The 20,847-nt window shown below is 62.2% G+C and carries 23 protein-coding genes; 15 read left to right on the top strand and 8 right to left on the bottom strand.

All coding sequences use genetic code 11. The features are described 5' to 3' along the window. Positions 1-34: 34 nt before the first annotated feature. Entirely contained in the window at positions 35-529 is a 495-nt protein-coding gene (locus EU803_RS10500) for a DUF3576 domain-containing protein (protein WP_242494338.1), read from the bottom strand. A 127-nt stretch (positions 530-656) separates the two neighbouring features. On the opposite strand from EU803_RS10500, the gene EU803_RS10505 reads away from it, so the two are divergent. Then, a complete protein-coding gene (locus tag EU803_RS10505) occupies positions 657-2,240 on the top strand; it encodes a tetratricopeptide repeat-containing sulfotransferase family protein (protein ID WP_165352815.1) in 1,584 nt (527 codons plus the stop codon). 129 nt (positions 2,241-2,369) lie between these two features. On the opposite strand, the gene EU803_RS10510 is transcribed toward EU803_RS10505, so the two are convergent. Next, positions 2,370-3,626 carry a porin gene (locus tag EU803_RS10510; RefSeq protein WP_129682534.1) on the bottom strand — a complete coding sequence of 419 codons (1,257 nt, stop codon included), beginning with the start codon at positions 3,624-3,626 and terminating at the stop codon, positions 2,370-2,372. A 234-nt stretch (positions 3,627-3,860) separates the two neighbouring features. On the opposite strand from EU803_RS10510, the gene EU803_RS10515 reads away from it, so the two are divergent. Beyond that, on the top strand, positions 3,861-4,514 hold the full coding sequence (locus EU803_RS10515) for a YggS family pyridoxal phosphate-dependent enzyme (protein ID WP_129682544.1): 654 nt from the start codon (positions 3,861-3,863) through the stop codon (positions 4,512-4,514). On the opposite strand, the gene EU803_RS10520 is transcribed toward EU803_RS10515, so the two are convergent. From EU803_RS10520 to ribA, 4 genes are all read right to left on the bottom strand, one after another. Continuing rightward, the gene (locus EU803_RS10520; RefSeq protein WP_129682766.1) at positions 4,515-5,009 is read right to left on the bottom strand and encodes a L,D-transpeptidase family protein; all 495 of its coding nucleotides are present in this window, start codon (positions 5,007-5,009) and stop codon (positions 4,515-4,517) included. A 54-nt stretch (positions 5,010-5,063) separates the two neighbouring features. Continuing rightward, positions 5,064-5,801 carry a sterol desaturase family protein gene (locus tag EU803_RS10525; protein WP_129682546.1) on the bottom strand — a complete coding sequence of 246 codons (738 nt, stop codon included), beginning with the start codon at positions 5,799-5,801 and terminating at the stop codon, positions 5,064-5,066. A gap of 67 nt (positions 5,802-5,868) precedes the next feature. After that, positions 5,869-6,786, bottom strand: coding sequence for a calcium/sodium antiporter (locus tag EU803_RS10530; protein WP_165352816.1), 918 nt, complete (start codon positions 6,784-6,786; stop codon positions 5,869-5,871). Positions 6,787-6,888: 102 nt separating this feature from the next. Beyond that, the gene (gene ribA / locus EU803_RS10535; RefSeq protein WP_129682550.1) at positions 6,889-7,977 is read right to left on the bottom strand and encodes a GTP cyclohydrolase II; all 1,089 of its coding nucleotides are present in this window, start codon (positions 7,975-7,977) and stop codon (positions 6,889-6,891) included. A gap of 163 nt (positions 7,978-8,140) precedes the next feature. On the opposite strand from ribA, the gene EU803_RS10540 reads away from it, so the two are divergent. From EU803_RS10540 to EU803_RS10550, 3 genes are all read left to right on the top strand, one after another. Further along, positions 8,141-8,827, top strand: coding sequence for a response regulator transcription factor (locus EU803_RS10540; protein WP_129682552.1), 687 nt, complete (start codon positions 8,141-8,143; stop codon positions 8,825-8,827). A 229-nt stretch (positions 8,828-9,056) separates the two neighbouring features. After that, positions 9,057-10,172: an aminotransferase class I/II-fold pyridoxal phosphate-dependent enzyme gene (locus tag EU803_RS10545; protein ID WP_129682553.1), complete on the top strand. Its 1,116-nt coding sequence runs from the start codon at positions 9,057-9,059 to the stop codon at positions 10,170-10,172. A gap of 30 nt (positions 10,173-10,202) precedes the next feature. Beyond that, the gene (locus EU803_RS10550; RefSeq protein ID WP_129682555.1) at positions 10,203-10,991 is read left to right on the top strand and encodes an exodeoxyribonuclease III; all 789 of its coding nucleotides are present in this window, start codon (positions 10,203-10,205) and stop codon (positions 10,989-10,991) included. Here the strand turns inward: EU803_RS10550 and EU803_RS10555 are convergent. After that, positions 10,988-12,508, bottom strand: a complete 1,521-nt coding sequence (locus tag EU803_RS10555; RefSeq protein ID WP_129682557.1) for an ABC-F family ATP-binding cassette domain-containing protein — start codon at positions 12,506-12,508, stop codon at positions 10,988-10,990. The two genes, EU803_RS10550 and EU803_RS10555, sit on opposite strands and share 4 nt — an antisense overlap. Before the next feature lie 430 nt (positions 12,509-12,938). Between EU803_RS10555 and rsfS the strand changes: the two genes are divergently transcribed. The 9 genes from rsfS to EU803_RS10600 are packed head-to-tail and all read left to right on the top strand — an operon-like array spanning position 12,939 to position 18,184. Beyond that, positions 12,939-13,301 carry a ribosome silencing factor gene (gene rsfS / locus EU803_RS10560; RefSeq protein WP_129682559.1) on the top strand — a complete coding sequence of 121 codons (363 nt, stop codon included), beginning with the start codon at positions 12,939-12,941 and terminating at the stop codon, positions 13,299-13,301. 3 nt (positions 13,302-13,304) lie between these two features. Further along, positions 13,305-13,775, top strand: a complete 471-nt coding sequence (rlmH, locus tag EU803_RS10565) for a 23S rRNA (pseudouridine(1915)-N(3))-methyltransferase RlmH (protein ID WP_129682561.1) — start codon at positions 13,305-13,307, stop codon at positions 13,773-13,775. A gap of 58 nt (positions 13,776-13,833) precedes the next feature. Further along, positions 13,834-14,643: a phytanoyl-CoA dioxygenase family protein gene (locus EU803_RS10570; protein WP_129682563.1), complete on the top strand. Its 810-nt coding sequence runs from the start codon at positions 13,834-13,836 to the stop codon at positions 14,641-14,643. Then, positions 14,640-15,074 (top strand): PaaI family thioesterase, encoded by a 435-nt coding sequence (locus EU803_RS10575; RefSeq protein ID WP_207209187.1) that lies wholly within the window; start codon positions 14,640-14,642, stop codon positions 15,072-15,074. The genes EU803_RS10570 and EU803_RS10575 overlap by 4 nt, the downstream gene beginning before the upstream one ends. A gap of 42 nt (positions 15,075-15,116) precedes the next feature. Continuing rightward, positions 15,117-16,070, top strand: coding sequence for a 4-hydroxy-3-methylbut-2-enyl diphosphate reductase (ispH, locus tag EU803_RS10580; protein ID WP_129682565.1), 954 nt, complete (start codon positions 15,117-15,119; stop codon positions 16,068-16,070). Continuing rightward, the gene (locus EU803_RS10585; protein WP_129682567.1) at positions 16,067-16,516 is read left to right on the top strand and encodes a DUF3429 domain-containing protein; all 450 of its coding nucleotides are present in this window, start codon (positions 16,067-16,069) and stop codon (positions 16,514-16,516) included. The genes ispH and EU803_RS10585 overlap by 4 nt, the downstream gene beginning before the upstream one ends. Continuing rightward, positions 16,516-17,109, top strand: a complete 594-nt coding sequence (locus tag EU803_RS10590; protein WP_129682568.1) for a class I SAM-dependent methyltransferase — start codon at positions 16,516-16,518, stop codon at positions 17,107-17,109. The genes EU803_RS10585 and EU803_RS10590 overlap by 1 nt, the downstream gene beginning before the upstream one ends. A 2-nt stretch (positions 17,110-17,111) precedes the next feature. Continuing rightward, entirely contained in the window at positions 17,112-17,567 is a 456-nt protein-coding gene (rnhA, locus tag EU803_RS10595) for a ribonuclease HI (RefSeq protein ID WP_129682570.1), read from the top strand. Further along, complete coding sequence (locus EU803_RS10600) at positions 17,567-18,184, top strand: trimeric intracellular cation channel family protein (RefSeq protein ID WP_129682572.1); 618 nt, start codon at positions 17,567-17,569, stop codon at positions 18,182-18,184. The genes rnhA and EU803_RS10600 overlap by 1 nt, the downstream gene beginning before the upstream one ends. On the opposite strand, the gene dapE is transcribed toward EU803_RS10600, so the two are convergent. Then, complete coding sequence (dapE, locus tag EU803_RS10605; RefSeq protein WP_129682574.1) at positions 18,181-19,332, bottom strand: succinyl-diaminopimelate desuccinylase; 1,152 nt, start codon at positions 19,330-19,332, stop codon at positions 18,181-18,183. The two genes, EU803_RS10600 and dapE, sit on opposite strands and share 4 nt — an antisense overlap. A gap of 422 nt (positions 19,333-19,754) precedes the next feature. Here dapE and EU803_RS10610 point away from each other — a divergent pair, with 422 nt between their 5' ends. After that, a complete protein-coding gene (locus EU803_RS10610; protein WP_129682576.1) occupies positions 19,755-20,834 on the top strand; it encodes a Hint domain-containing protein in 1,080 nt (359 codons plus the stop codon). The last annotated feature ends 13 nt before the right edge of the window (positions 20,835-20,847 follow it).

A 20,847-nucleotide genomic window follows, 5' to 3' on the forward strand; every position in this document is an offset into this window, starting at 1 on the left:
CCGGCGTTCGTTTACTTGGTTTTGCGGGCGGTTTCTATAGGCGGCCGTCAGCAATCCGTAGCTGACGGGCACGGGCCAGGATTGCATCCTCGACCGCCAGTTGGGTTTCCGAGGCGACAGGGCCGGACCGGGTTTGCAACGCCACGTTCAGGGCGCGGGCGTCCAGCGCCGGGTCGCTGATATGAACCGTCGCGCGATAGGCGCGGCCGCCACCCGGCGGGGTGCCATAGCCAAAGACAATCACGCCGGTGAAGGGATCGACGCTTTCGATGGGAAGGAAGCTGAGAACATCCAGCGAAGCCGCCCAGAGATAGCGGTTCACGGCGACGCTTTCGGTGCCACGAACGCGGGCCGCCTGCCGGGTCGCGCTTTCATTGGCACGGGCGCCACCGCCGGAAATGCCAAGGCTGCCGATACTGCCAAGGGGATTGCTGCCAATGCTGCCGCTGCCGCTTCCACCGCAAGCCGCAAGTGCGGCAATCAAGGCGAATGCGACACCTGCCCGAACCGATCCAAGACGTAGCTGCAAGAGAGCCCCCTTCATAAGTCCCCCAAGGTCTAGCCAACAGTGTCCCACACGGCAAGTCTATAGCGCGGTCTTGCATCACTCGGAAGGAAGTGTTCAAGAGTGTAGATGTCTCAAGAAGGAGCGTGCAATGCAGTTGAACCGCGCAAAAATTCTGAAGAAGGGCGAGGCGCTAATTGATGAACGGCGGTATGCAGAAGCTGAACGTCTGTATCAGGAAGCAATTCGTCAACGGCCCAAGGATGTAAAACTTTACGCCGCTCTTGCACGGCTCTTGATGCGCCATATGAAGCGGGCAAAGCACGCGGATCAGGTGATCGCACATGCTTTGAAGCTGGATCGGTCAGACTACGAAGTCTTGCGAGAAGCGGCGGAGCTTTGTTTCCGAAAGGACGATCTCGTTGCCGCCAAGAAGTACGCCAAGGACTCCTTGGTCAGAGGTGGCAACGATCCCGACACTCTCTATGTCGCTGCGACAGTCTTTGAGAAGCTTGATGAGTTTGACGAAGCGGTCGAATGCCTGGATCGGGTGCTCAAGAAACGCCCGGATCATCTTCCGTCGCGCATCCTTCACGCCAAGTGCATTCGATCGCTTGGCAGGCTTGATGAATCGGCGAGCATCTGCCGCAATATTCTTGAGACCCATCCCAACAGTCTGAAGGTGATGGGCATCTACAGTGAGTCGGTCAAATTCAAGGAAGGCGACCCTCACGTCGAGAATCTGGAAAACACCATTATTCCGGCTCTGCGCGATCAAGGGCGCGACGTTGCCCTTCAAACAGCTCTCAAGTGTCTGGCCAAGTCCCGTCTGGATACGGGCCAGCACGAAGAAGCTTTCCTGCTTTTCAAGGAAGCCAAGGAGCTGCTGCCATCCCAACATGATCGGGCAAAGCAAAAGACATATGTCGCGGAACTCAAGGCGAATGTTGCGATTGCCGACTACTTCGGACGTGCCACCTATGACGAAGAGCGGCCGGTCCTGATTGTTGGCATGCCCCGAGTGGGAAGCACGCTTCTTGAACAGGTTATTGCCAGTCACCCACAAACCGCTGCGGTTGGGGAAAGTGGCGCGCTTAGGTCTCTACTCCCCTTTTTGGGCGTCCCGCAGGCGAACGGCGCTGAAATGTCCAAACTGATCAAGACGGTTTCGGAAGAAAAGCTTGGGCTGGTGCGGCAGGCCTATCTGGAGCAGACAGCAAATAGGCGGCCCGGCGCACTGCGTGTCGTCGACAAGAACCTTCACAATTTTGAGCTTCTCGGCCTGTTCGCCCGAATGTTCCCGGAGGCTCGCATCATTCATGCCCGGCGGGATCCGATGGACAATTGCGTTGCATGCTATTTGCAGCGGCTTTCGAAATGGCACAGCTACACGGATGATCTGACGTCGCTTGGGCAGTACTACCGAGAGCACATTGAGTTGATGGCGCACTGGAAGAAGGTACTGCCAAACCCAATCATGGAAGTTCCGTATGAAAATATGGTGGCGGATACGGAAGGAATGGCCCGGAAGGTCATCGATTTCCTGGGGCTTGAATGGGATGATGCTTGTCTCAATTTCCAAGAGACCGAGAACCGGGCCAAGACCCTGTCAGTTTGGCAGGTAAGGCAGCCGATCTATAAGTCGTCGGTCAAACGCTGGAAGAAATACGAAGCGCATCTCGACGCGCTCAAGAAGGAACTTCAGCCCTTCTATCCAAACGGCTTTGACGACTAACATCCGATCTGGTCGAGATCACAAAGGGGCCCGCAAGTTCGTTCTTGCGGGCCCCTTTTTTGATAAGAAGATCGACAAAAAGAAAGAGCGGGCCGAAGCCCGCTCTCCCTATTCGAAATTCAAGTTCGATTAGAACTCGAAGGTCAGCTCAACAGTGGTGCCGACCTGGTAGTCACGAGCACCGATGTCGTCGTCGAAGGCCGACTCAGCACCGCTGTCGTCAGCGTAGGACACGAGCAGGGCAGCGCCGCCGCCGAGGTCCATTTCGCCGCCGAGGTACATGCTGTCGCCAGCGTCGACCAGACCGGCGTAGACTACGAGGCCGTTGCCAACATCGTAGGAGCCTTCCAGCGAGAAGTCATCGTCCGAGTCAAACGCGGCGTCGACGGTGATCGCACCGGCAGCGTAGCCAGCGGTGATTTCCCAGCTGTCGTCGGAGTCGTAGGTCATGCCAGCAGTGATGCCGTTGCCCGAGTCGTAGTCAGCCGAGAGACCCCAAGCGTCTGCAACAGCAGCGTTGGAGTTCGTGGTGTAGTACGCACCCAGGGTGACCGGTCCGGCCGGGTAGGAAACGCCAACACCGACAGCGGTGTTTTCGAAGCCACTGACGTTGTCGCTCACTTGCAGCATGCCGAAGTTCACGTCAGCACCGCCGAGAGTGGCAGCAACGGACAGGCCGAGAGCTTCGCCAAAGATCTCTTCGTCAGTAATTTGAGTGTAGTCGACCATGTTGGTGTGATCCATGTCCTGGTAGGCCATGGTGACGGTCGCCATGCCGAACTCGGCAGCGGCCGAGAACTGCAGGTTGCTCAGCTCGGTGCTGTCAGCGTCAACCTGGTAGGACACAGCGGCGGAAACGCCAGCCATGGTGACTTCGCCACGCAGAACCGCACCGTGGTCGTTGGAGGACGAGAAGTCGGTGCTGCCGAACGCGTCGCCATAAGCGCCGTCAAGAGCCGAGCCGGGGGCCCAGTTGACGCCAGCAGCGGTGTCGGTGTCGCCGAAGTACAGGCCAGCATTGTCCGAGGTCAGCGAGATGACATAGTCACCCGCCTCTAGGTCCAGTCCGCCGTTGTTGTCGGCAATGTCGACGCCGAACGAAGCCGAAACGGTCAGGCCGTTGTCCAGGGTCTGCGACAGGGTCACGTCCAGAGCGGCATCCCAGTAGAAACCGGCGCCGTTAGAAGTGGTAGTCGTGGTCGTGACCGTCGAAGTGCTGCCGCCCGAAGTGATGTAGGTGTAGGTGTTGGTCGTGGTGATGGTCGCGCCCGAGCTGTAGGCGTGGCTGTTGTAGCCGAGAGTGGCGGAGCCACCGAATTCAACTTCAGCAGCGGCAGCACCGGCAAGGCCGATGACCGAAGCAGAAGCGAGAAGGATGCTTTTCATGGTTTTTCCCTCGTGTTTGCATTCCCGAGAATGCCAGTTGAACCAGCATTGATCGTGTGTTTGCTCTTATCCCCCGGCGCACTCAAGCAATTTGCCCCTGCCTGCGCCCCTCTTGCCGAAATATGATGCAACTGCGCCACACACCTGCGGGGCGGATTTGGATCGTGACACCGCGGTTCGCGGCTTATAATGCAGTGGCCATTGGAAATACCTTGCCCAGAACGGAGCCAGCCCGTGTCCCTGTCAGAGATCAAAGCCCGCATTGAATCTGCCACCAAGGAGGCCGGCCGCGCCCCGGGATCGGTGACGCTGATCGCTGTTTCCAAGGTTCAGCCAAATGAACGAGTCGCCGCCGTGTTGGACGAAGGCCACCGCGTGTTCGGAGAGAACAAGGTACAGGAGGCGGCGGGAAAATGGCCGGATTTCCGCAAATCCTACGAGGGAATCGAGCTGCACCTGATCGGCCCGCTGCAAACCAACAAGGCCCGGCAGGCCATGGAGCTGGCGCAGGCGATCCATTCGGTGGACCGTCCGAAACTGGCCAATACCCTTGCCCGGCTGGCGCAGGACATGGGCCACTGTCCTGACCTGTTTATTCAGGTCAATACCGGGGAAGAACCGCAGAAGGCCGGGGTGCTGCCCGCCGAGGTGGATGGTTTTGTCGCAGAGTGCCGCGCCCTTGATCTGCCCGTCGTTGGGCTGATGTGCATCCCGCCCGTGGACGAGGAACCGTCGATGCATTTCGCGCTTCTGGCGAAGATGGCGGACCGCAATGGGCTGGCCGGCCTGTCCATGGGCATGTCGGGCGACTTTGAAAAGGCGATCAGTTTCGGCGCGACCCATGTTCGGGTCGGCTCTGCCATCTTTGGCGAACGCGACTATTCCTGACTATAGCACGATCAGCCGGGTGCCGGGTGCGATCCGCCCTGCGATTGCGTGCAGGTGATCGCGCCGCAACCCAATGCACCCCGCCGTCGGATACCCGGGCCTGCGCCATTGGTGAACAAATATCGCCGATCCCCGACCGGGTTCGGCCCGTGGCCAGTTCCAATCGGTGATCAGAATAAGGTCATACATCGGGTCGGCCCGCCGCAAGGTTTCATGGCTATGGGGATAGGGTGCCCGGACCTGAAGGTTGTAGTCGGCGGCTCTGGGATCGTCTGACCAAAGATCGCCAGTGCGGATCGGCACGGCCCAAGGGGCAGGCGGCGCGATCCGGTCGGGCCGATACAGCATGCCGACGATGCGGTGGGAACCGCGCGGCGTTGCCCCGTCGCCTTCGGCCTTGTGGTCCGTCACGCCGCCGCGCCCACGGGTGCAGGGATAGACCCGCCCGCCAAACCGCAGGCCAACGGGGGTTACAACAAGATCGTCGGGGGACATGGCGGACCATCGCTGCATCAGGTCTGCCCACTGTCCCCGCAACCAGGCCTGGGTTCAAGTGGTCCGCTGTTCCGACCGCTGCGCCCGGCCCCGCGGCAGCTTGCGGATACCATAGGCTTTGCGGGCGGTGACAAGACGCAGATCCTCCGGATCCATGCCCATCGACAGGATCGTGTCCCGGTCATAGCGGGCGCGGGCGGTGTCCGGGTCGTGCGCGGTGCCAAACAACCGGTCGATCCACTCCATCCCAAGGCTGACATGAAAGGTCGCCTCGTGATCCTGAAAGTGATGCGCAAGGTGTTTGCGCGTCACCCGTTGCCCGAACCAGCCCTTGCGCACATTAAGATGCGCCAGCGTGTGACAGTACTCGTAGAAGGCAAACGCGCTGACGGATCCCACGAACAGGGCCACAAAAGAAAACAACGCGGCAGCGCCGATCCCGACAAATGGCCAGAGGGCAAGGGTATGGATGGCAAAGGAGATCAGCCCAAAGCGGACCGGATACCAATGGTCGTCCCCGGTGAAGAACTCGGCGTCGCCCGGAAATTCATGATGCGCGATATGGCTTCGGTAGAGCTGGTTGAACACGCCCTGATCCGTGGGCGGCTCCCGGTGCAGCAGGAACCGGTGCATCGCGTACTCGACGAAAAACTGCAGTAAGAGCCCATATAAGACGGCGAGCAGGAGCCAGGGGCTAAACCACGTCGCCGCCGCCACGATACCCGCAAGCCAAAAAGGAAACAGCCGCTGAAGCGACCCCATGTGGATCAGAACGCGAAGTGTCGGGATCATGATCGGTTCTCCATATGTCGAGGGAATAATCCCGAGTTGACGAGTCCGGATCAACCGTCACGCAACGTCAGCCGCCCATGGTGGAAACATATCCGACATAGAGAAAGACAAAGATCAGCCCCGCGATCCGCGGCATGCGCCAGCCCAGTGCCGGAAGGATGAGAAGCAGAAAAGCCGACCCTATTGTGATCCATAGGTCGAGCGACAGGAAACGGTCGGGCACCTGCAAAGGCCGCGCCGCAGCAGAAATGCCGAGGATTGCGAGCAAGTTGAAAATGTTCGATCCAAGGATATTCCCAAGTGCAAGATCTCCGTGGCCTTTGCGGGCTGCGGCGACTGACGCCGCAAGCTCTGGCAAGGAAGTCCCGACGGCGATGACCGAAAGCCCGATGATCGACGGCGGTACGCCCAGCCCGTTTGCGACGCCAATGCCCCCCGACACTGTCAATTTTGCACCAAGCAGGACCATTCCCAGTCCCATCAGAGAATAGACCAGTGGCGCTACTGAACCAGACGGCGGTGCTTCGTCATCAACTTCGTCTTGGGCACGCCCGCGCCAGACCGCGGAGATCACAAAGCCCATAAACCCGGCCAGCAAAATTATGGCCTCGAGCGAACCGAGAGTGCCGCGCAACAAAAGCAAACCGCCAAGGACCGTTGCGGCCAACATGACCACCAGATCGCCACGCAAGGCCCTGCTCGCTGAAAGGGGGCGTACAATGGCCGCCAGCCCAAGGATCAGGAGGATATTGGCGGTATTCGACCCAAGCACGTTTCCGATAGCAATTCCCGGCGCATCGGAAAGCGTCGCCTCGATCGAAGTTACCAGTTCGGGCATCGACGTGCCGAAGCCCATGATCGTGACCCCGATCAAAGCCTTGGACAGCCCGAGGCGCCGAGAAAGGCCAACCGCACCGCGCACGAGTGTTTCGCCACCGGCAAGGAGAAGGGCCAGCCCGCCGATCAGAAAGAATAGGTTTTCCAAGATGTGTGTTCCAAGAGCCTGGCACAGGCCACAGGCCGCTCAAGCTCCTGTGGTGCGCCATAGATCGTGAGGGCTCTTGAAAAATTAAAGGGGGTCAGCAACCTAAAGCAGGTGGCCGGACTTTTTGGCCTTAGTGGCAAGATAGTGGTGGTTGAACCGGTTTTCGCCGACCTTCAGCGGCACCCGTTCGGTCACGGTGATTCCGCTTTCTTCCATCCGGGCGACCTTGCGGGGGTTGTTGGTGAGCAGGCGAACCGCCCCAAACCCCATTCGGCGCAGGATTTCGGCCCCGATCCGGAAATCGCGTTCGTCATCCTCGAACCCCAATCGGTGGTTGGCCTCGACCGTGTCGAACCCCTGATCCTGAAGCGAATAGGCCCGCATCTTGTTGGCCAGCCCGATTCCCCGCCCCTCCTGATTGAGGTAAAGAAGAACACCCGCGCCTTCTGCCCCCATCTGCGCCAGCGCGCCGCGCAGTTGCGGGCCGCAATCGCATTTCAGGCTGCCCAGCACATCGCCGGTGAAACAAGCCGAATGAAGCCGGGCGAGAACCGGCTTTGACCGGTCCGGCTGGCCGATTTCTATCGCGTAGTGCTCTTCGGCCCCGTCCTGCGGGCGGAAGATGTGCAGGCGGCCGGCCTCGGCCGCTTCCATCGGCAGGCGGGCTGCGATGATGGGGTCATGGGCGGCAAGGCCGGGGTTCAGGGCGGATTTGGCGGGGACGCGCGTCAGGTCATGTTCAAGGGCGAAGGCCACCGGATTAGGCAGGTCAAGCACCAGCGCGGCCGGAAGAAGGCGCGCCGCCTTGCACAGGGCGATCGCGGCGCGGTGCATGTCGGCATCGCCATCACGCTGGGTTTGCAGCGGGCCCTTCATCGGCGCGCGCAAATCATCCGCCGGATCGGCAATGGCCCGGACCCATGACAGGGTCGCGTCGCGCGGAACGGTCAGCCGGGCAATATCTCCGTCATAGGCCCGCGCCTTGAGGGTTTCGGCGCGCCAGTTGGTGATGGCAAGGGTCGCCGTTCCCGACAGGGCGCGCAGGTCCGCAAGGCGGGCCGCGTCGACGGTTTCGGCAGACAGAACCAGCGCCCCCGCCGCCCCATCGGCATCCAGCACAACAGGCACCCCCATCCGCAGGTCGGATCGGGCGCGCGCCAGCCGTTCGGTGATATCCGGGGTAAATCCCATCGTCCGGGCCCTTGTCGTTTCCCGTTCCAGATAGCGGTTTCGGTTTCGGATTGAAACATTTCCCGGCAAATCCGACACGAGCGCGTGAATGAGGTGTCATAATCCTTGCCGGGTTGGCAGGGCTGCCACAAATCCGTGAGGACAGACGTGAACGGAGGCCAACATGGCACAGTTGAAAAAGATCCTTCTTGTCGACGACGACGAAGACCTGCGCGAGGCGCTGGGCGAACAGCTGATCATGACCGAGGATTTCGACGTGTTCGAGGCCGGGTCAGGGTCCGAGGCCATGAAAAAGGCCAAGGAAGCGCTTTATGATCTTGTGATCCTTGATGTCGGCCTGCCGGATACCGATGGCAGGGAGCTGTGCAAGCTGATGCGCAAGCAGGGGGTCAAATGTCCGATCCTCATGCTGACCGGCCACGACACGGATAGCGACACGATCCTTGGTCTTGATGCCGGCGCGAATGACTACATCACCAAGCCGTTCAAGTTCCCGGTGCTTCTGGCCCGGATTCGGGCGCAGTTGCGGACCCATGAACAGTCCGAGGATGCGGTGTTCCAGCTTGGGCCCTACACGTTCAAGCCCGCCCAGAAGATGCTGGTGACGGAAGACGACAAGAAGGTGCGTTTGACCGAGAAGGAAACCAACATCCTCAAGTTCCTTTACCGCGCGTCCGATGGCGTGGTTGCCCGTGACGTGCTGCTGCACGAGGTCTGGGGGTATAACGCGGGGGTCACCACCCATACGCTTGAAACGCATATCTACCGGCTGCGGCAGAAAATCGAACCCGATCCCTCCAACGCGCGCCTGCTGGTCACCGAAAGTGGTGGCTATCGGCTGGTCGCTTGATCTGGGTCAAATACAGGACACAGCGCCGGGGGTAATACCATGCAGTCCCCCGGTGGTGGGTCCGCTCATCACCTCCCTGTTGGACTTATTGCCCCGGCTTTCCCGCCGGGGCTTTTTTCTTGGGGGCCGGGGGCTTCTTTTCCGCAAGATGCCCTATTAGACTTTCTGACATTCAGGGTGCTGCTCCGTGCTGGAATAAAGGCCCGACCTTGAAAAGCAGGAGAGCAGGATGCGGATCGAACCCTTCGGCGTCGAACAGTGGATGAACAAGTGGGAGACGCGGTGCGAGATCAACCTCGCGGAAACCTGTGTCGCCTCCTTGACCCTTGCAGAGCTGATGCAAATGTCCGGTCGGACGCAGGTGATGCCCTCCGAATTGTCGGCTTTGAAAATGACTTATGGCGACATTACCGGGTCTCCCCGGCTGCGGGCGGCCGTTGCCAGCCTTTACGCGCGGCAAACGCCCGACACTGTGATGATCACCCATGGGACAATCGGGGCGAACCATCTGATCTACCAAACCCTTGTCAGTGCGGGGGATGTGGTGGTGTCGATCACACCGACCTATCAGCAACACACGGCGATTCCCGAAAGCATCGGGGCAGAGGTGCGCTGCCTGCCCCTGCGGGCCGAGGATGGATATCTTCCTGATCTGGACCGGTTGGCGGAGCTGGCGCAGGGCGCGACGTTGATTTCCCTGACAAACCCAAACAACCCCACCGGTGCGGTGATCGGGCTAGAGGGGCTGACCCAGATTGCCGAGATCGCCCGCGCCAATGGGGCCTGGGTGCTTTGCGACGAGGTCTATCGCGGAACGGAACAGGACAGCGACGCCGCCGGACCCTCCATCGCGGACCTTTACGAAAAAGGGATCAGCACCGGGTCCACGTCCAAGGCGTTTTCGCTGGCAGGGTTGCGGCTGGGCTGGATCGTGGGGCCGCGCGATCTGATGCAGGCGGTGGAAATACATCGCGACTACACGACGATCAGCGTCGGCGTGATCGACGACTATTTCGCCACGATGGCGCTGGAACACGCGGAGATAATTCTCGATCGTAGCCGCGCGATTACCCGGACCAACCTGACGATCCTTTCTGATTGGGTGGCGACCACGCCGGGGGTCGATTTCGTGCGACCGGCCGGCGGAACGACAACCCTTCTGTCCTTCGATCTGGACATGCCGTCCTATGACCTGTGCGAGGCGTTGATCCGCGACACCGGGGTCATGTTCACGCCCGGCTCTGTCATGGGGATGGAAGGCACGGTTCGGATCGGGTTTGGCAATGCGACAGAAAACCTGACTTCGGGTCTGCCGCGGGTGGCGGACTGGCTGGCATCCCGCTAGTCTGCGCCGGATCACGAACAGGAGTCCCCGATGCCCTTCACCCTTGCCACCTGGAACATCAATTCGGTTCGCCTGCGCGAAAGGCTGGTTGCCAAGCTGATGGCGGAAGAGGGGCCGGATGTTCTTTGTCTGCAAGAATGCAAAAGCCCGGTCGAGAAGATCCCGCTCGACCAGTTTCAGGCGCTGGGCTACCACCACATGGTTGCGCGCGGGCAGAAGGGCTATAACGGTGTCGCGATCCTGTCGAAGATCCCGATGGTCGAGGCGGGGGGCGAGGATTTCGCCGCACTTGGTCACGCCCGCCATATCGCCGGACAGTTGGAAAACGGGGTGACCGTCCATAATTTCTATGTGCCTGCCGGTGGCGATGTGCCCGACCGCGAGATGAACGAGAAATTCGGCCAAAAGCTCGACTACCTGACCGAGATGCGGGACCATTTTCACGCCAATCGCCCAGAAAAGGCGATTCTGGTCGGCGATCTGAACATCGCCCCGCGCGAAGATGATGTTTGGGACCACAAGAAACTTCTGAAGATCGTCAGCCATACCCCGATCGAGGTTGATCACCTTGCCGCCGCGCAGGATGCGGGCGGCTGGGTCGATGTGACCCGCAAGGATATCCCCGAGGGCCTGCTGTATAGCTGGTGGTCCTACCGGGCCAAGGATTGGGATGCCGCCGACAAGGGCCGCCGGCTGGATCATGTCTGGGCCACGCCTGATATCGTGAATGCGGCCCATTCCAGCCGCGTCCTGCGCGATGCCCGGGGGTGGGAGCAACCCAGCGACCACGCCCCGGTTTTCGCGACCTTCGACCTTTAGGCGCTATCGGCCAGTTGTTCGGCGAAAAAGGCTTCGGGGCTGTCCACCTCGACCAGCCGCTTGCGCTGAATTTCCCAGAACCGCGTCCCGACATTGCGCACGAAGGTTCGGTCGTGGCTGACCAGAAGGCAGCTTGCCTCATGGGCCTGCAACTCGGCCTCCAGCGCCTCTTGCCCTTCGATATCAAGGTGGTTGGTCGGTTCGTCCAACAGGTAGAAGTTCGGGTTCGTCAGGCGCAGGATCAGCATGGCCAGCCGGGATTTCTGTCCGCCTGACAAGGCCGACAGTTTCGCGTTCTGCAAATCCACATTCATCCCGGCCCCGGCCAGAAGGGCCCGCGCCCGCTGGTCGCCCACGTCGAAGGCATGGGTCACGGCCTCCATCGGCGAGGCATAGCTGTCCAGCTGGCTGACGGACTGGTCCGAATAGCCAAGGATCGCGGTTGCGGCGGCCCGGATGTCCGGGTCCTCTGACCCAAATGCAGCATGGACCCGGCGCACCAGCTGGGTCTTACCGGCCCCGTTCCGGCCCAGAAGAACCACGCGGTCCCCCTTGTTGATCCAGATTTTCGGCGTCTGGAACAGGACGGTCCCATCGGGTGCCGTGATCACCGTTTCCTCGAACGCCAGCAGGGCCTTGGCGTGCGTGTCGGAGTTCGTCAGGCGGATCGCCCCGGCGGATCGGTCCTGATGCGCGGGGCGGGCGGCAGCCTCGATCTTTTCGGCGCGGTCTTTCAACTGCTTGGTCTTGGTGACCAAAAGGTCCGAGCCGGAGTTGATCCCGATGTTCTTCAGCTTGGCAGCCTGCCGTCGCAACTGGTCCGCCTTCTTCATCTCGTTTTCGAACCGGCGGTCGTCGGCCGCGTCCGCCTCGTCCAAGGCCGCACGGGCCGGGGTGAAGGACAGGGCGAACTGGCGCGACCCTTCGGCGCGCAAAAACAGGGTGCGGTTTGTCACCTCGTCCAGAAAGGCGCGGTCGTGGCTGGCGATCAGGCAAGGCGTGTCGCGGGCAACGGTTGTCAGCCAGCGTTGCAGGAACCCGACCCGGCCAAGGTCCAGGTGGTTGGTCGGTTCGTCCATTAACAGAAGGTCGGGTTCCGTCACCCAGACCCGCGCCAGAAGGGCGACGCGCTGCCAACCGCCCGAAAGCCCCGATAGTGGGCGGTCACGCAGGTCGGCGGGAACGGCAAGGTCATCAAGGACGATATCGACCCGCCAGCTTTCATAGTCGGCCTGATCCTCGGGCAGCGCGTTCAGCACCGCATCGTAGAAACTGCGTGACAGCAGGTCTGCCGGCGGATTCTGTTCCACCAATCCGACCCGCAGGCCGCGAGCGCGGGTGATTTCGCCTTCGGTCGGGTCGACCGACCCGGCAAGACAGCGCAGAAGCGTGGTCTTGCCTCGGCCGTTTGCAGCAACCAGCCCGACCCGGTCGCCCTTGGCGATGGTCAGGTCCAGTCCGGTGAATAGGGATTGCCCAAGGGTCAGCGAAAGGGCGCGGGTGTTCAGCAAAGTCATATCGGTCCTGTCATAACATGGGGATGGGCGCGGAGTCGCACCGGGCCCGAAAGGCCGACCAGAGGGGGAAGGATGTGTCCCGAAGGTCAGCCCTGCAAACGGATTTGCAGGGCAGCGACAGGACCGCGGGTCCGATCGTGAAAACGCTTTGCCATGGCCACGACCCTCCTGCGGTTGATGTGACAGATGCCGAAACGCTACTTCCACAGGCCGGGCCTGACAATCCCCCCTTGCAATTGTGTGCTTGCAGCCACGCGCGTTTTGCGCGAAATGGCCTGTCTTCGGGCTGTTCATTGATTTGATACCTGTCCGTTGCTACCTTTTTGACAGGCCCAGCGCCGGGGCCCGCTGACGGCGCGCCACGCAGGAGGACAATGTTCTGTCTCTTGAACCATTGGCGGCGAATGCCGTCCAGCCGGGCGGGGTCGATATGACCGCCACACCTCAGGCCACCAGCGAAGCGACTCTCGCTGCCGTGCTTGCCTCTCTTGACGACGACAAGGCCGAAGACATCGTGGAAATCCCGCTGCGCGGGAAATCGACGATCGCGGACTACATGGTCATCGCATCCGGGCGGTCCAGCCGTCAGGTGTCGTCCATCGCTGACAAGCTGGCCGAGCGTCTGAAATCCAGCCTTGGCATTCTGTGCAAGACCGAAGGCGGCGACGTCGGCGATTGGGTGCTGATCGACGCGGGCGATGTGATCGTCCATGTCTTCCGCCCCGAAGTGCGCGAATTCTATCAGCTGGAGAAGATGTGGCTTCCGTCAACGGACGCCACCAAGGCCCGCTAGGCCATGCGGGTCCATCTTGTCGTTGTGGGCCGCCTTCGGGCGGGTCCGGAACGCGACCTTGTCGATGATTACCTGACACGATTTGACCGGACCGGCCGGGCGCTTGGGCTTGGCCCGGCGCAGGTGATCGAGGTCGAGGACAAGAAGGGCGGCGGAATGCCGGCCGAAGCGGCGCTTCTGGAAAAGGCGGTCCCGAACGGCGCGTTGATCTGCATTCTGGACGAGCGCGGCAAGGTGCAAAGCTCTCCCCAATTCGCCGACATGCTCGCAGGCTGGCGGGACACCGGGCGGCAGGACGTGGCCTTTGTCATCGGCGGCGCCGACGGGATCGACCCGGCCTTTCGCGCCAAGGCGGATGCGGCATTGTCCTTTGGCAAGATGGTCTGGCCGCACATGCTGGTTCGGGTGATGTTGACCGAACAGCTGTATCGCGCGGCCTCTATCCTTTCCGGGGCCCCCTACCACCGCGTCTAGGGCTGGAACCTGTGTCTGGTTTCGGCAAGAGTGGCCGGGCAATCAGAAAGGTCCGACCATGGCGCACCCCCTTTTGTCCCTCTCAGACATCGAAACCTATCAGCGCGACGGCGTGGTCCTGATCCGCGGCCTTTGGAAGGATCATGTAGAGACCCTTCGGGCCGGGATTGACCGGAATATGGCGGACCCTGGCCCCTATGCCGCCGAGAACCTGAAGCCGGGCGAGCCGGGCCGGTTCTTTGACGACTATTGTAACTGGACCCGCATCCCCGAGTTTGAACAGGTGATCCGGACCTCGCCCGTGGCCGAGGTCGCGGCGGATCTGATGCAGTCGGACAGCGTCCAGATGTTCCATGACCATGTGCTGGTGAAGGAGCCGGGCACCTCAAAGCCGACCCCCTGGCATCAGGACGGCCCCTATTACTTCGTCGATGGGGAACAGACCGTCAGTTTCTGGTCACCGCTTGATCCGGTGAAAGAGGCATCGCTGCGCTGCGTGGCCGGGTCGCATCTGTGGGAGAAGCCGGTGCTGCCCAAACGCTGGCTGGCCGATACGGATTTCTACCCCGATCCCGAGGCCTATATGCCCGTGCCTGACCCGGACGCCGAAGGGATGACCGTGCTGGAATGGGAGATGGAGCCGGGCGATGCGGTGGCCTTCAACTACAAGATCCTGCATGGCGCGCGCGGCAACGACCGTGCGGACCGGCGCCGTGCGTTTTCGCTGCGGCTGGTCGGGGACGATGCCCGCTATGTCGAACGTCCGGGCCGCACGTCGCCGCCGTTCCCGGGCCATGACATGCAGCCCGGCCAACGCTTGCGCGAAGACTGGTTCCCGGTCCTGCTGAATCGTCGGGCGGGGCTATGACGGCCCCGCTGGACCCTGTCATCGACGCCAAGGTCCGGGCGAGTTTCGGGGCACAGGCGATGATGACCACCCTCGGCGCACGGCTGGAGTCCTTGGCGCAGGGCGCTGTGACGATCAGCGCAGAGGTGACTGCTGCGTTGACACAGCAACAGGGCTTTTCACATGCTGGTTTGATTTTCTCCATCGGAGATAGTGCTGCAGGGTATTCCGCTTTGACTATGATGCCTGAAGAGGCGGAGGTGATGACGGTCGAAATGAAGATCAATCTTCTGTCGCCGGGCGCGGGCCGCCTGGTCGCCGAGGGGCGGGTGATCCGCCCCGGCAAGCGGCTGGTGGTGGTCGCGGCGGATGTCTGGGCAGACGACCCATCTGACAGGCGGCGGCATGTCGCGATGCTTCAGGGCACGATGATTCCGGTGGATCGGGGCTGAGGTGGGCTGGACGTGGTGGGCCGGTCAGATTACCTAACGCACATGACACAGAAACCCGAATTGACCCTTTTCCTTGCCGCCCCGCGCGGGTTTTGCGCGGGTGTGGACCGGGCGATCAAGATCGTCGAAATGGCGCTCCGCAAGTGGAGCGCGCCGGTCTATGTCCGTCACGAGATTGTCCACAACAAGTTCGTGGTCGACAGTCTGCGGGATCAGGGCGCGGTCTTTGTCGAGGAATTGGACGACTGTCCCGACGACCGCCCGGTGATCTTTTCCGCCCACGGCGTGCCCAAGGCGATCCCGGCAGAGGCCGCCCGGCGCGAGATGATCTACGTCGATGCGACCTGTCCCTTGGTCAGTAAGGTGCATATCGAGGCCGCCCGACATGCGGAAAACGGTCTTCAAATGATCATGATCGGCCACGCCGGCCATCCCGAAACCATCGGGACCATGGGGCAACTGCCGGACGGCGAGGTGCTTCTGGTCGAAACGGTCGAGGATGTGGCGCGGGTGCAGGTGCGCGATCCGGCCCAATTGGCCTATGTCACCCAGACGACCCTGTCGGTCGATGACACGGCGGATATCGTTGCGGCCCTTCAGGCCCGGTTTCCGGCCATCGTCGGGCCGCATAAGGAAGACATCTGCTATGCCACCACCAACCGGCAGGAGGCGGTCAAGGCCATCGCGCCGAAGTGTGACGCGCTTTTGGTCGTTGGTGCGCCGAATTCCTCCAACTCCAAGCGACTGGTCGAGGTCGCCGCCCGGGCGGGTTGCCAGTACGCGCAACTGGTCATGCGGGCAGACAACATCGACTGGCGCGCGCTGGAGGGTATCAGGTCGGTTGGCATCACCGCAGGGGCTTCGGCACCCGAGGTGTTGATCAACGAGGTGATCGACGCCTTCCGCGACCGGTTCGACGTGACCGTGGAGATCGTGGAAACCGCGAAAGAGAACGTCGAGTTCAAGGTGCCCCGCGTCTTGAGGGAACCGGCATGACCCGCATCCCGCTTTCGGCGCTGATCCTTGGCCTTGCCGGGCTGATCCCCTTTGTCTGGGGCGCGCTGACGCAGCTGTCCCCGGCCTTGGGGCAATGGAGCCTTTCGTCCTTGGGCGGGCGGTTCACCGGCCCCTATGTCGGGCTGGCCTACGGGCAGGTGATCCTTGCATTCATGTCCGGCGTGTTGTGGGGCTTTGCCACCAAGACAACGGGCGGGCGCGCCGCCACCGGCTATGCCCTGTCGGTGATCCCGGCACTTTGGGCCTTCTTCATGGTGGGCGGTGGCCCGGTCGCCGCCGCGACAAACCTGATTTTCGGTTTCCTGGGGCTGCTGATCCTTGATTGGTTCTTTGTCCTTTGGGGGCTGGCGCCGCGGTGGTGGATGTCCCTGCGGATCGGACTGACCGCGGTTGTGGTTCTTTCCCTTGGTGTGACCGTCCTCTGATGGTGGATCGGCAAACACTCGACGTCTACGCGCGGCAGGCCACGGACTATGCAAGGCTGTTTTCGGGAAGCGAGCCGGATGCCGACCTTCTGGCGTTCATGGGTCAATTGCCCAAGGGCGGGCGGGTTCTGGACCTTGGCTGCGGCCCCGCGACAGCCTCGGCCCATATACGGGCGGCGGGGTTTGATCCGGACCCGTTGGATGCCAGCCCGGAAATGGTGGCGCTGGCGAATGAGACCCATGCCATTGGCGCACGGGTTGGCACCTTCGACGATGTCGATGCAACGGATGAATACGACGGGGTCTGGGCCAACTTCAGCCTGCTGCATGCCCCCCGCGCAGACCTGCCCCGGCACCTGTCGGTCATCCATAACGCCCTCAAACCCGCCGGACTGTTCCATATCGGGATGAAAACGGGCGCGGGCGAGGCGCGCGACCCGATCGGGCGCGCCTATACCTATGTCGCGGTCGATGAACTGCACGACCTGCTGCGCAGCGCCGGGTTCACCGTGGTCACCACCCGCGAGGGCACCGGCAAAGGGCTGGCCGGAACCGACGATCCCTTTGTCATCTGCCTGTCCAGGAAAGGCTGATCATGCCGGATCTTTACGCCTACACGGATGGTGCCTGTTCCGGGAACCCTGGTCCCGGTGGCTGGGGCGTGCTGATGCTGGCCAAGGACGGGGAGCAGATCGTCAAGGAACGCACCCTGTGCGGCGGTGAGGCGGAAACCACCAATAACCGGATGGAGCTTCTGGCTGCCATCACCGCGCTTGAAACGCTTGCCCGCCCGTCAACCATCACCGTCATCACCGACAGCGCCTATGTCAAAGATGGGATCACCAAGTGGATCCACGGTTGGAAGCGGAACAACTGGACCAAGAAGGGCGGGTTGAAGAATGTCGAGCTGTGGCAGCGGCTGGACGCGGCGCAGGCCCGGCACAGGGTGACCTGGGAGTGGGTCAAGGGCCACGCCGGACACCCGGAAAACGAACGGGCCGATGAATTGGCCCGCGAGGGCATGGCCCCCTACAAGCCGCAGGGCAAATGATGATCGCCGTTCTCGATATCGCCTCGGTCTTCATCTTTGCGCTGACCGGTGCCCTTGTGGCAAGCCGGGCGCAACTGGACATCATCGGGTTCCTGTTCGTGGCCAGCCTGACAGCCGTCGGTGGCGGCACCCTGCGCGACCTTCTGCTGAACCGTGATGCCGTGTTCTGGGTGGCGGACCCATCCATCCTGTGGGCCGCCGTCGTGCCGGCGGTTGCGGTATTCTTCCTCGCGCATCTGCTGGAAAGCCGTTTGCGCGTCCTGACGTGGCTGGATGCCTGCGCCCTTGCGGTGGCCGTGCCTGCCGGGGTCGGGGTCGCACTGGACCTTGGGCAACCGGCCACGGTCGTCCTGATCATGGGGGTGTCGACTGGGTGTTTCGGCGGGCTTTTGCGGGATGTGGTCTGCAACGAGGTGCCGCTGGTTCTGAAGCAGGGAGAGCTTTACGTCACCTGCGCCTTCGCCGGGGCAGGTGCGGCGATGTTGGCCCTGTCGGTCGGCCTGACCCAGCCTGTCGCACTGATCGCCTGCGCGGTGGTCACGCTGTTGTTGCGTGCGGGAAGCCTCGCCTTCGGCTGGCGGTTGCCGGTCTACAAGGCCCGCCCACCCCGCAGCTAGTCGGCGAAATAGTCGCGAAGGATGCGGCCGTAGATCGCCTTCAGCTGGTGGATCTGCTCGACGCTGACCCGTTCATCGACCTGATGCATGGTCTTGCCGACAAGGCCAAACTCTACCACTGGACAGTGATCCTTGACAAAGCGGGCATCGGATGTGCCGCCAGAGGTGGACAATTCCGGCATACGCCCGGTTTCCGCCTGAACCGCCTTGCCGATCAGATCGGACAGGTCGCCCGGCGGCGTCAGGAAACTTTCCCCGGACACGCTCACCTCCATCGCGATTTTCACGTCGAATTCCGTGGCGATCGCATCGGCGCCTGCCTGCATCCAGTCGGTCAGGCTTTGGCTGCTGTGCAGGTCGTTGAAGCGGATGTTGACGGCGGCGGTGCCCTTGGCGGGGATCACGTTCGTGGCGGGGTTCCCGGTGTCGATGGTGACAATGGCAAGGGTGGACGGGTCGAAGTGGTCGGACCCCGAGTCAAGCTCGCGGCTGGCCAGCCGGTCCATCAGACGGGCAAGAGGCGGCAGCGGGTTGCGCGCGCGGTGCGGATAGGCGGAATGACCCTGAACGCCGGTCACGGTGAAGCGCGCGGTCATTGACCCGCGGCGGCCGATCTTCATTGCCTCACCCATTTCATTGGGGCTGGTCGGTTCGCCGACAAGGCAGTGGGTCATCCGTTCGCCCGCCTCTGCCATCCAGTCCAGAAGCGCGGTGGTTCCGTCCAGCGCCGGGCCTTCTTCGTCTCCGGTGATGGCAAGGATGATCGCGCCATCCGGCGGGGTCTGCCGAACGAAATCCACCGCTGCGGCGGCAAAGGCCGCGACGCCCGATTTCATGTCGGTCGCGCCCCGGCCCCATAGGTATCCATCGCGGATTTCCGCGCCGAAGGGATCGACGGTCCAGTCGTCCGGATTGCCGATGGGCACCACGTCTGTATGCCCGTTGAATCCGAATGATCTGTTGGCGCCCTTGCGACCCCAACGCGCGAACAGGTTGCTGACCCCGCCGCGATCGACGCGGGTGCAATCGAAACCGGCCCCCTCCAGCAGCTCGGCAAGCAGAACCAGTGCCCCGCCCTCGACCGGGGTGACAGAGGGGCAGCGGACAAGGCGGGCGGTCAGGTCGACGGGGTCTATCGGGTTGGGCATGGCGATCTCCTTGTTTCCTCCCGTAGCCCGAGACCCGGCGGGATGCAACGAAGGCCGACAGGGGCGGTCGGACGGGAAAGCCACAGGTGGCGCGGCCAGGGTCAAAAGGGGATGTTCCGTTGGCCCGAAAATGCTATCACTGGGGCAATAATTGGACCCGAGGCAGGGCAAACACACAATCGGCTGTGACCAGCAGGATCAGCTACAAGATATAGCGGTTGGAGAACTCCGGCGGCGTGTGCGCACTGTTTCGGCAATGTCGAGGCGGGACAATGGTTCAGGCAAGTCAGACACCCGGCGGCGGGGGCGGGACAGCGGCGAAGAGCGCACAGGTGTCTCGACCGGTAGGCGCGACGATCTTCGCCGGTGCAGGGATCTGCCCGGACAGTCCCCCAGACACGAGCACCTGACCCGGACCAAAGATGAGCTGGATCGCGCTAAGAGACAGGCAGGCAGGCACGTTCAACCCCATCGGGTTGGGTGAACCGCTGTCGGCGAACGTCGCGCCGCGTGATCCCGATTGCTTTCTGCCTTGTGGGACCCTGCGGCTCGAGTTTTCGTTCGATCCCGATCTGGGTCGGCGCAACCTGCTGCGCTACGTGGCCCGCGACCCGTGGCTGAGCAGCTTGATCCTTTGCCTCGATCCGGATGGGACGCTAAGCCTTCTGCAAGGGCAGGCTGAACGGTCCGAATATCTGTCGCTTCAGATCGGGGACAGGATGCCGGGCGAGACCGTACATGTGACGTTCGCCTGGAATGCGCCGATGAAGGTCGGGGTTCTGGCGGTTGACCTGCCCGACGAAGACCGGACCCTGCTTGCCGAAATCCCAAACCCGATCCCGCTGTGCTATCGGGATGTCGCCCTAATCGCGGGCAGTTCGGCGACGGCCACGCTTCAACCCGAGGTCAAGTTTGTCGCGATTGCCGACACGGTCGAGCCGGTCGGACCCGGTGCAACCATCGGACCCGGTGCGGTGGTTGAAACCGCAGACGGCCCCGTGCCGATTGGAAAGGTCCGGCTGGGGCAGGTCATCAAGACGGCCGATGGCGGAGAGGCGCAGGCCCGCTGGATCGGTTCACAGTCCCTGCCGGCCCGGGGTCAGTTCGCGCCGCTGACGATGCGCCACCCTTATTTTGGCCTCGACTACGACCTTCTGGTCTCGTCCGATCAGAGGATTCTGTTGAAGGGGTCCAAGGTCGAATACCTGTTCGGCGAGGAACAGATTTGCACGGCGGTCCGGCATCTGGCGGATGGAAAGGCCATTCTGCGGTCGCCCGACAGGTTGGTGCAGACCTACTATCAGCTTGTTCTGGACCGGCATGCCATCATCCCGGTCAGCGGGGCCATGGTAGAAAGTTTCGACCCGTCCCGCCTGACCCGCGACCCCGGGTTGCTGCCGCATTCCATCCTTCGGAATATGCCGCGCGAACTGCTGCCGCGCGGCCCGTCGCTGGGAATTGCCGTGCTTCGGGACTACGAGGCGCTGACGCTGGCCCGCTAGAGCCCCGCTGTAG

It is taken from the genome of Loktanella sp. IMCC34160 (assembly GCF_004145845.1).
In the GTDB taxonomy this organism is placed as follows: Bacteria; Pseudomonadota; Alphaproteobacteria; order Rhodobacterales; family Rhodobacteraceae; genus SELP01.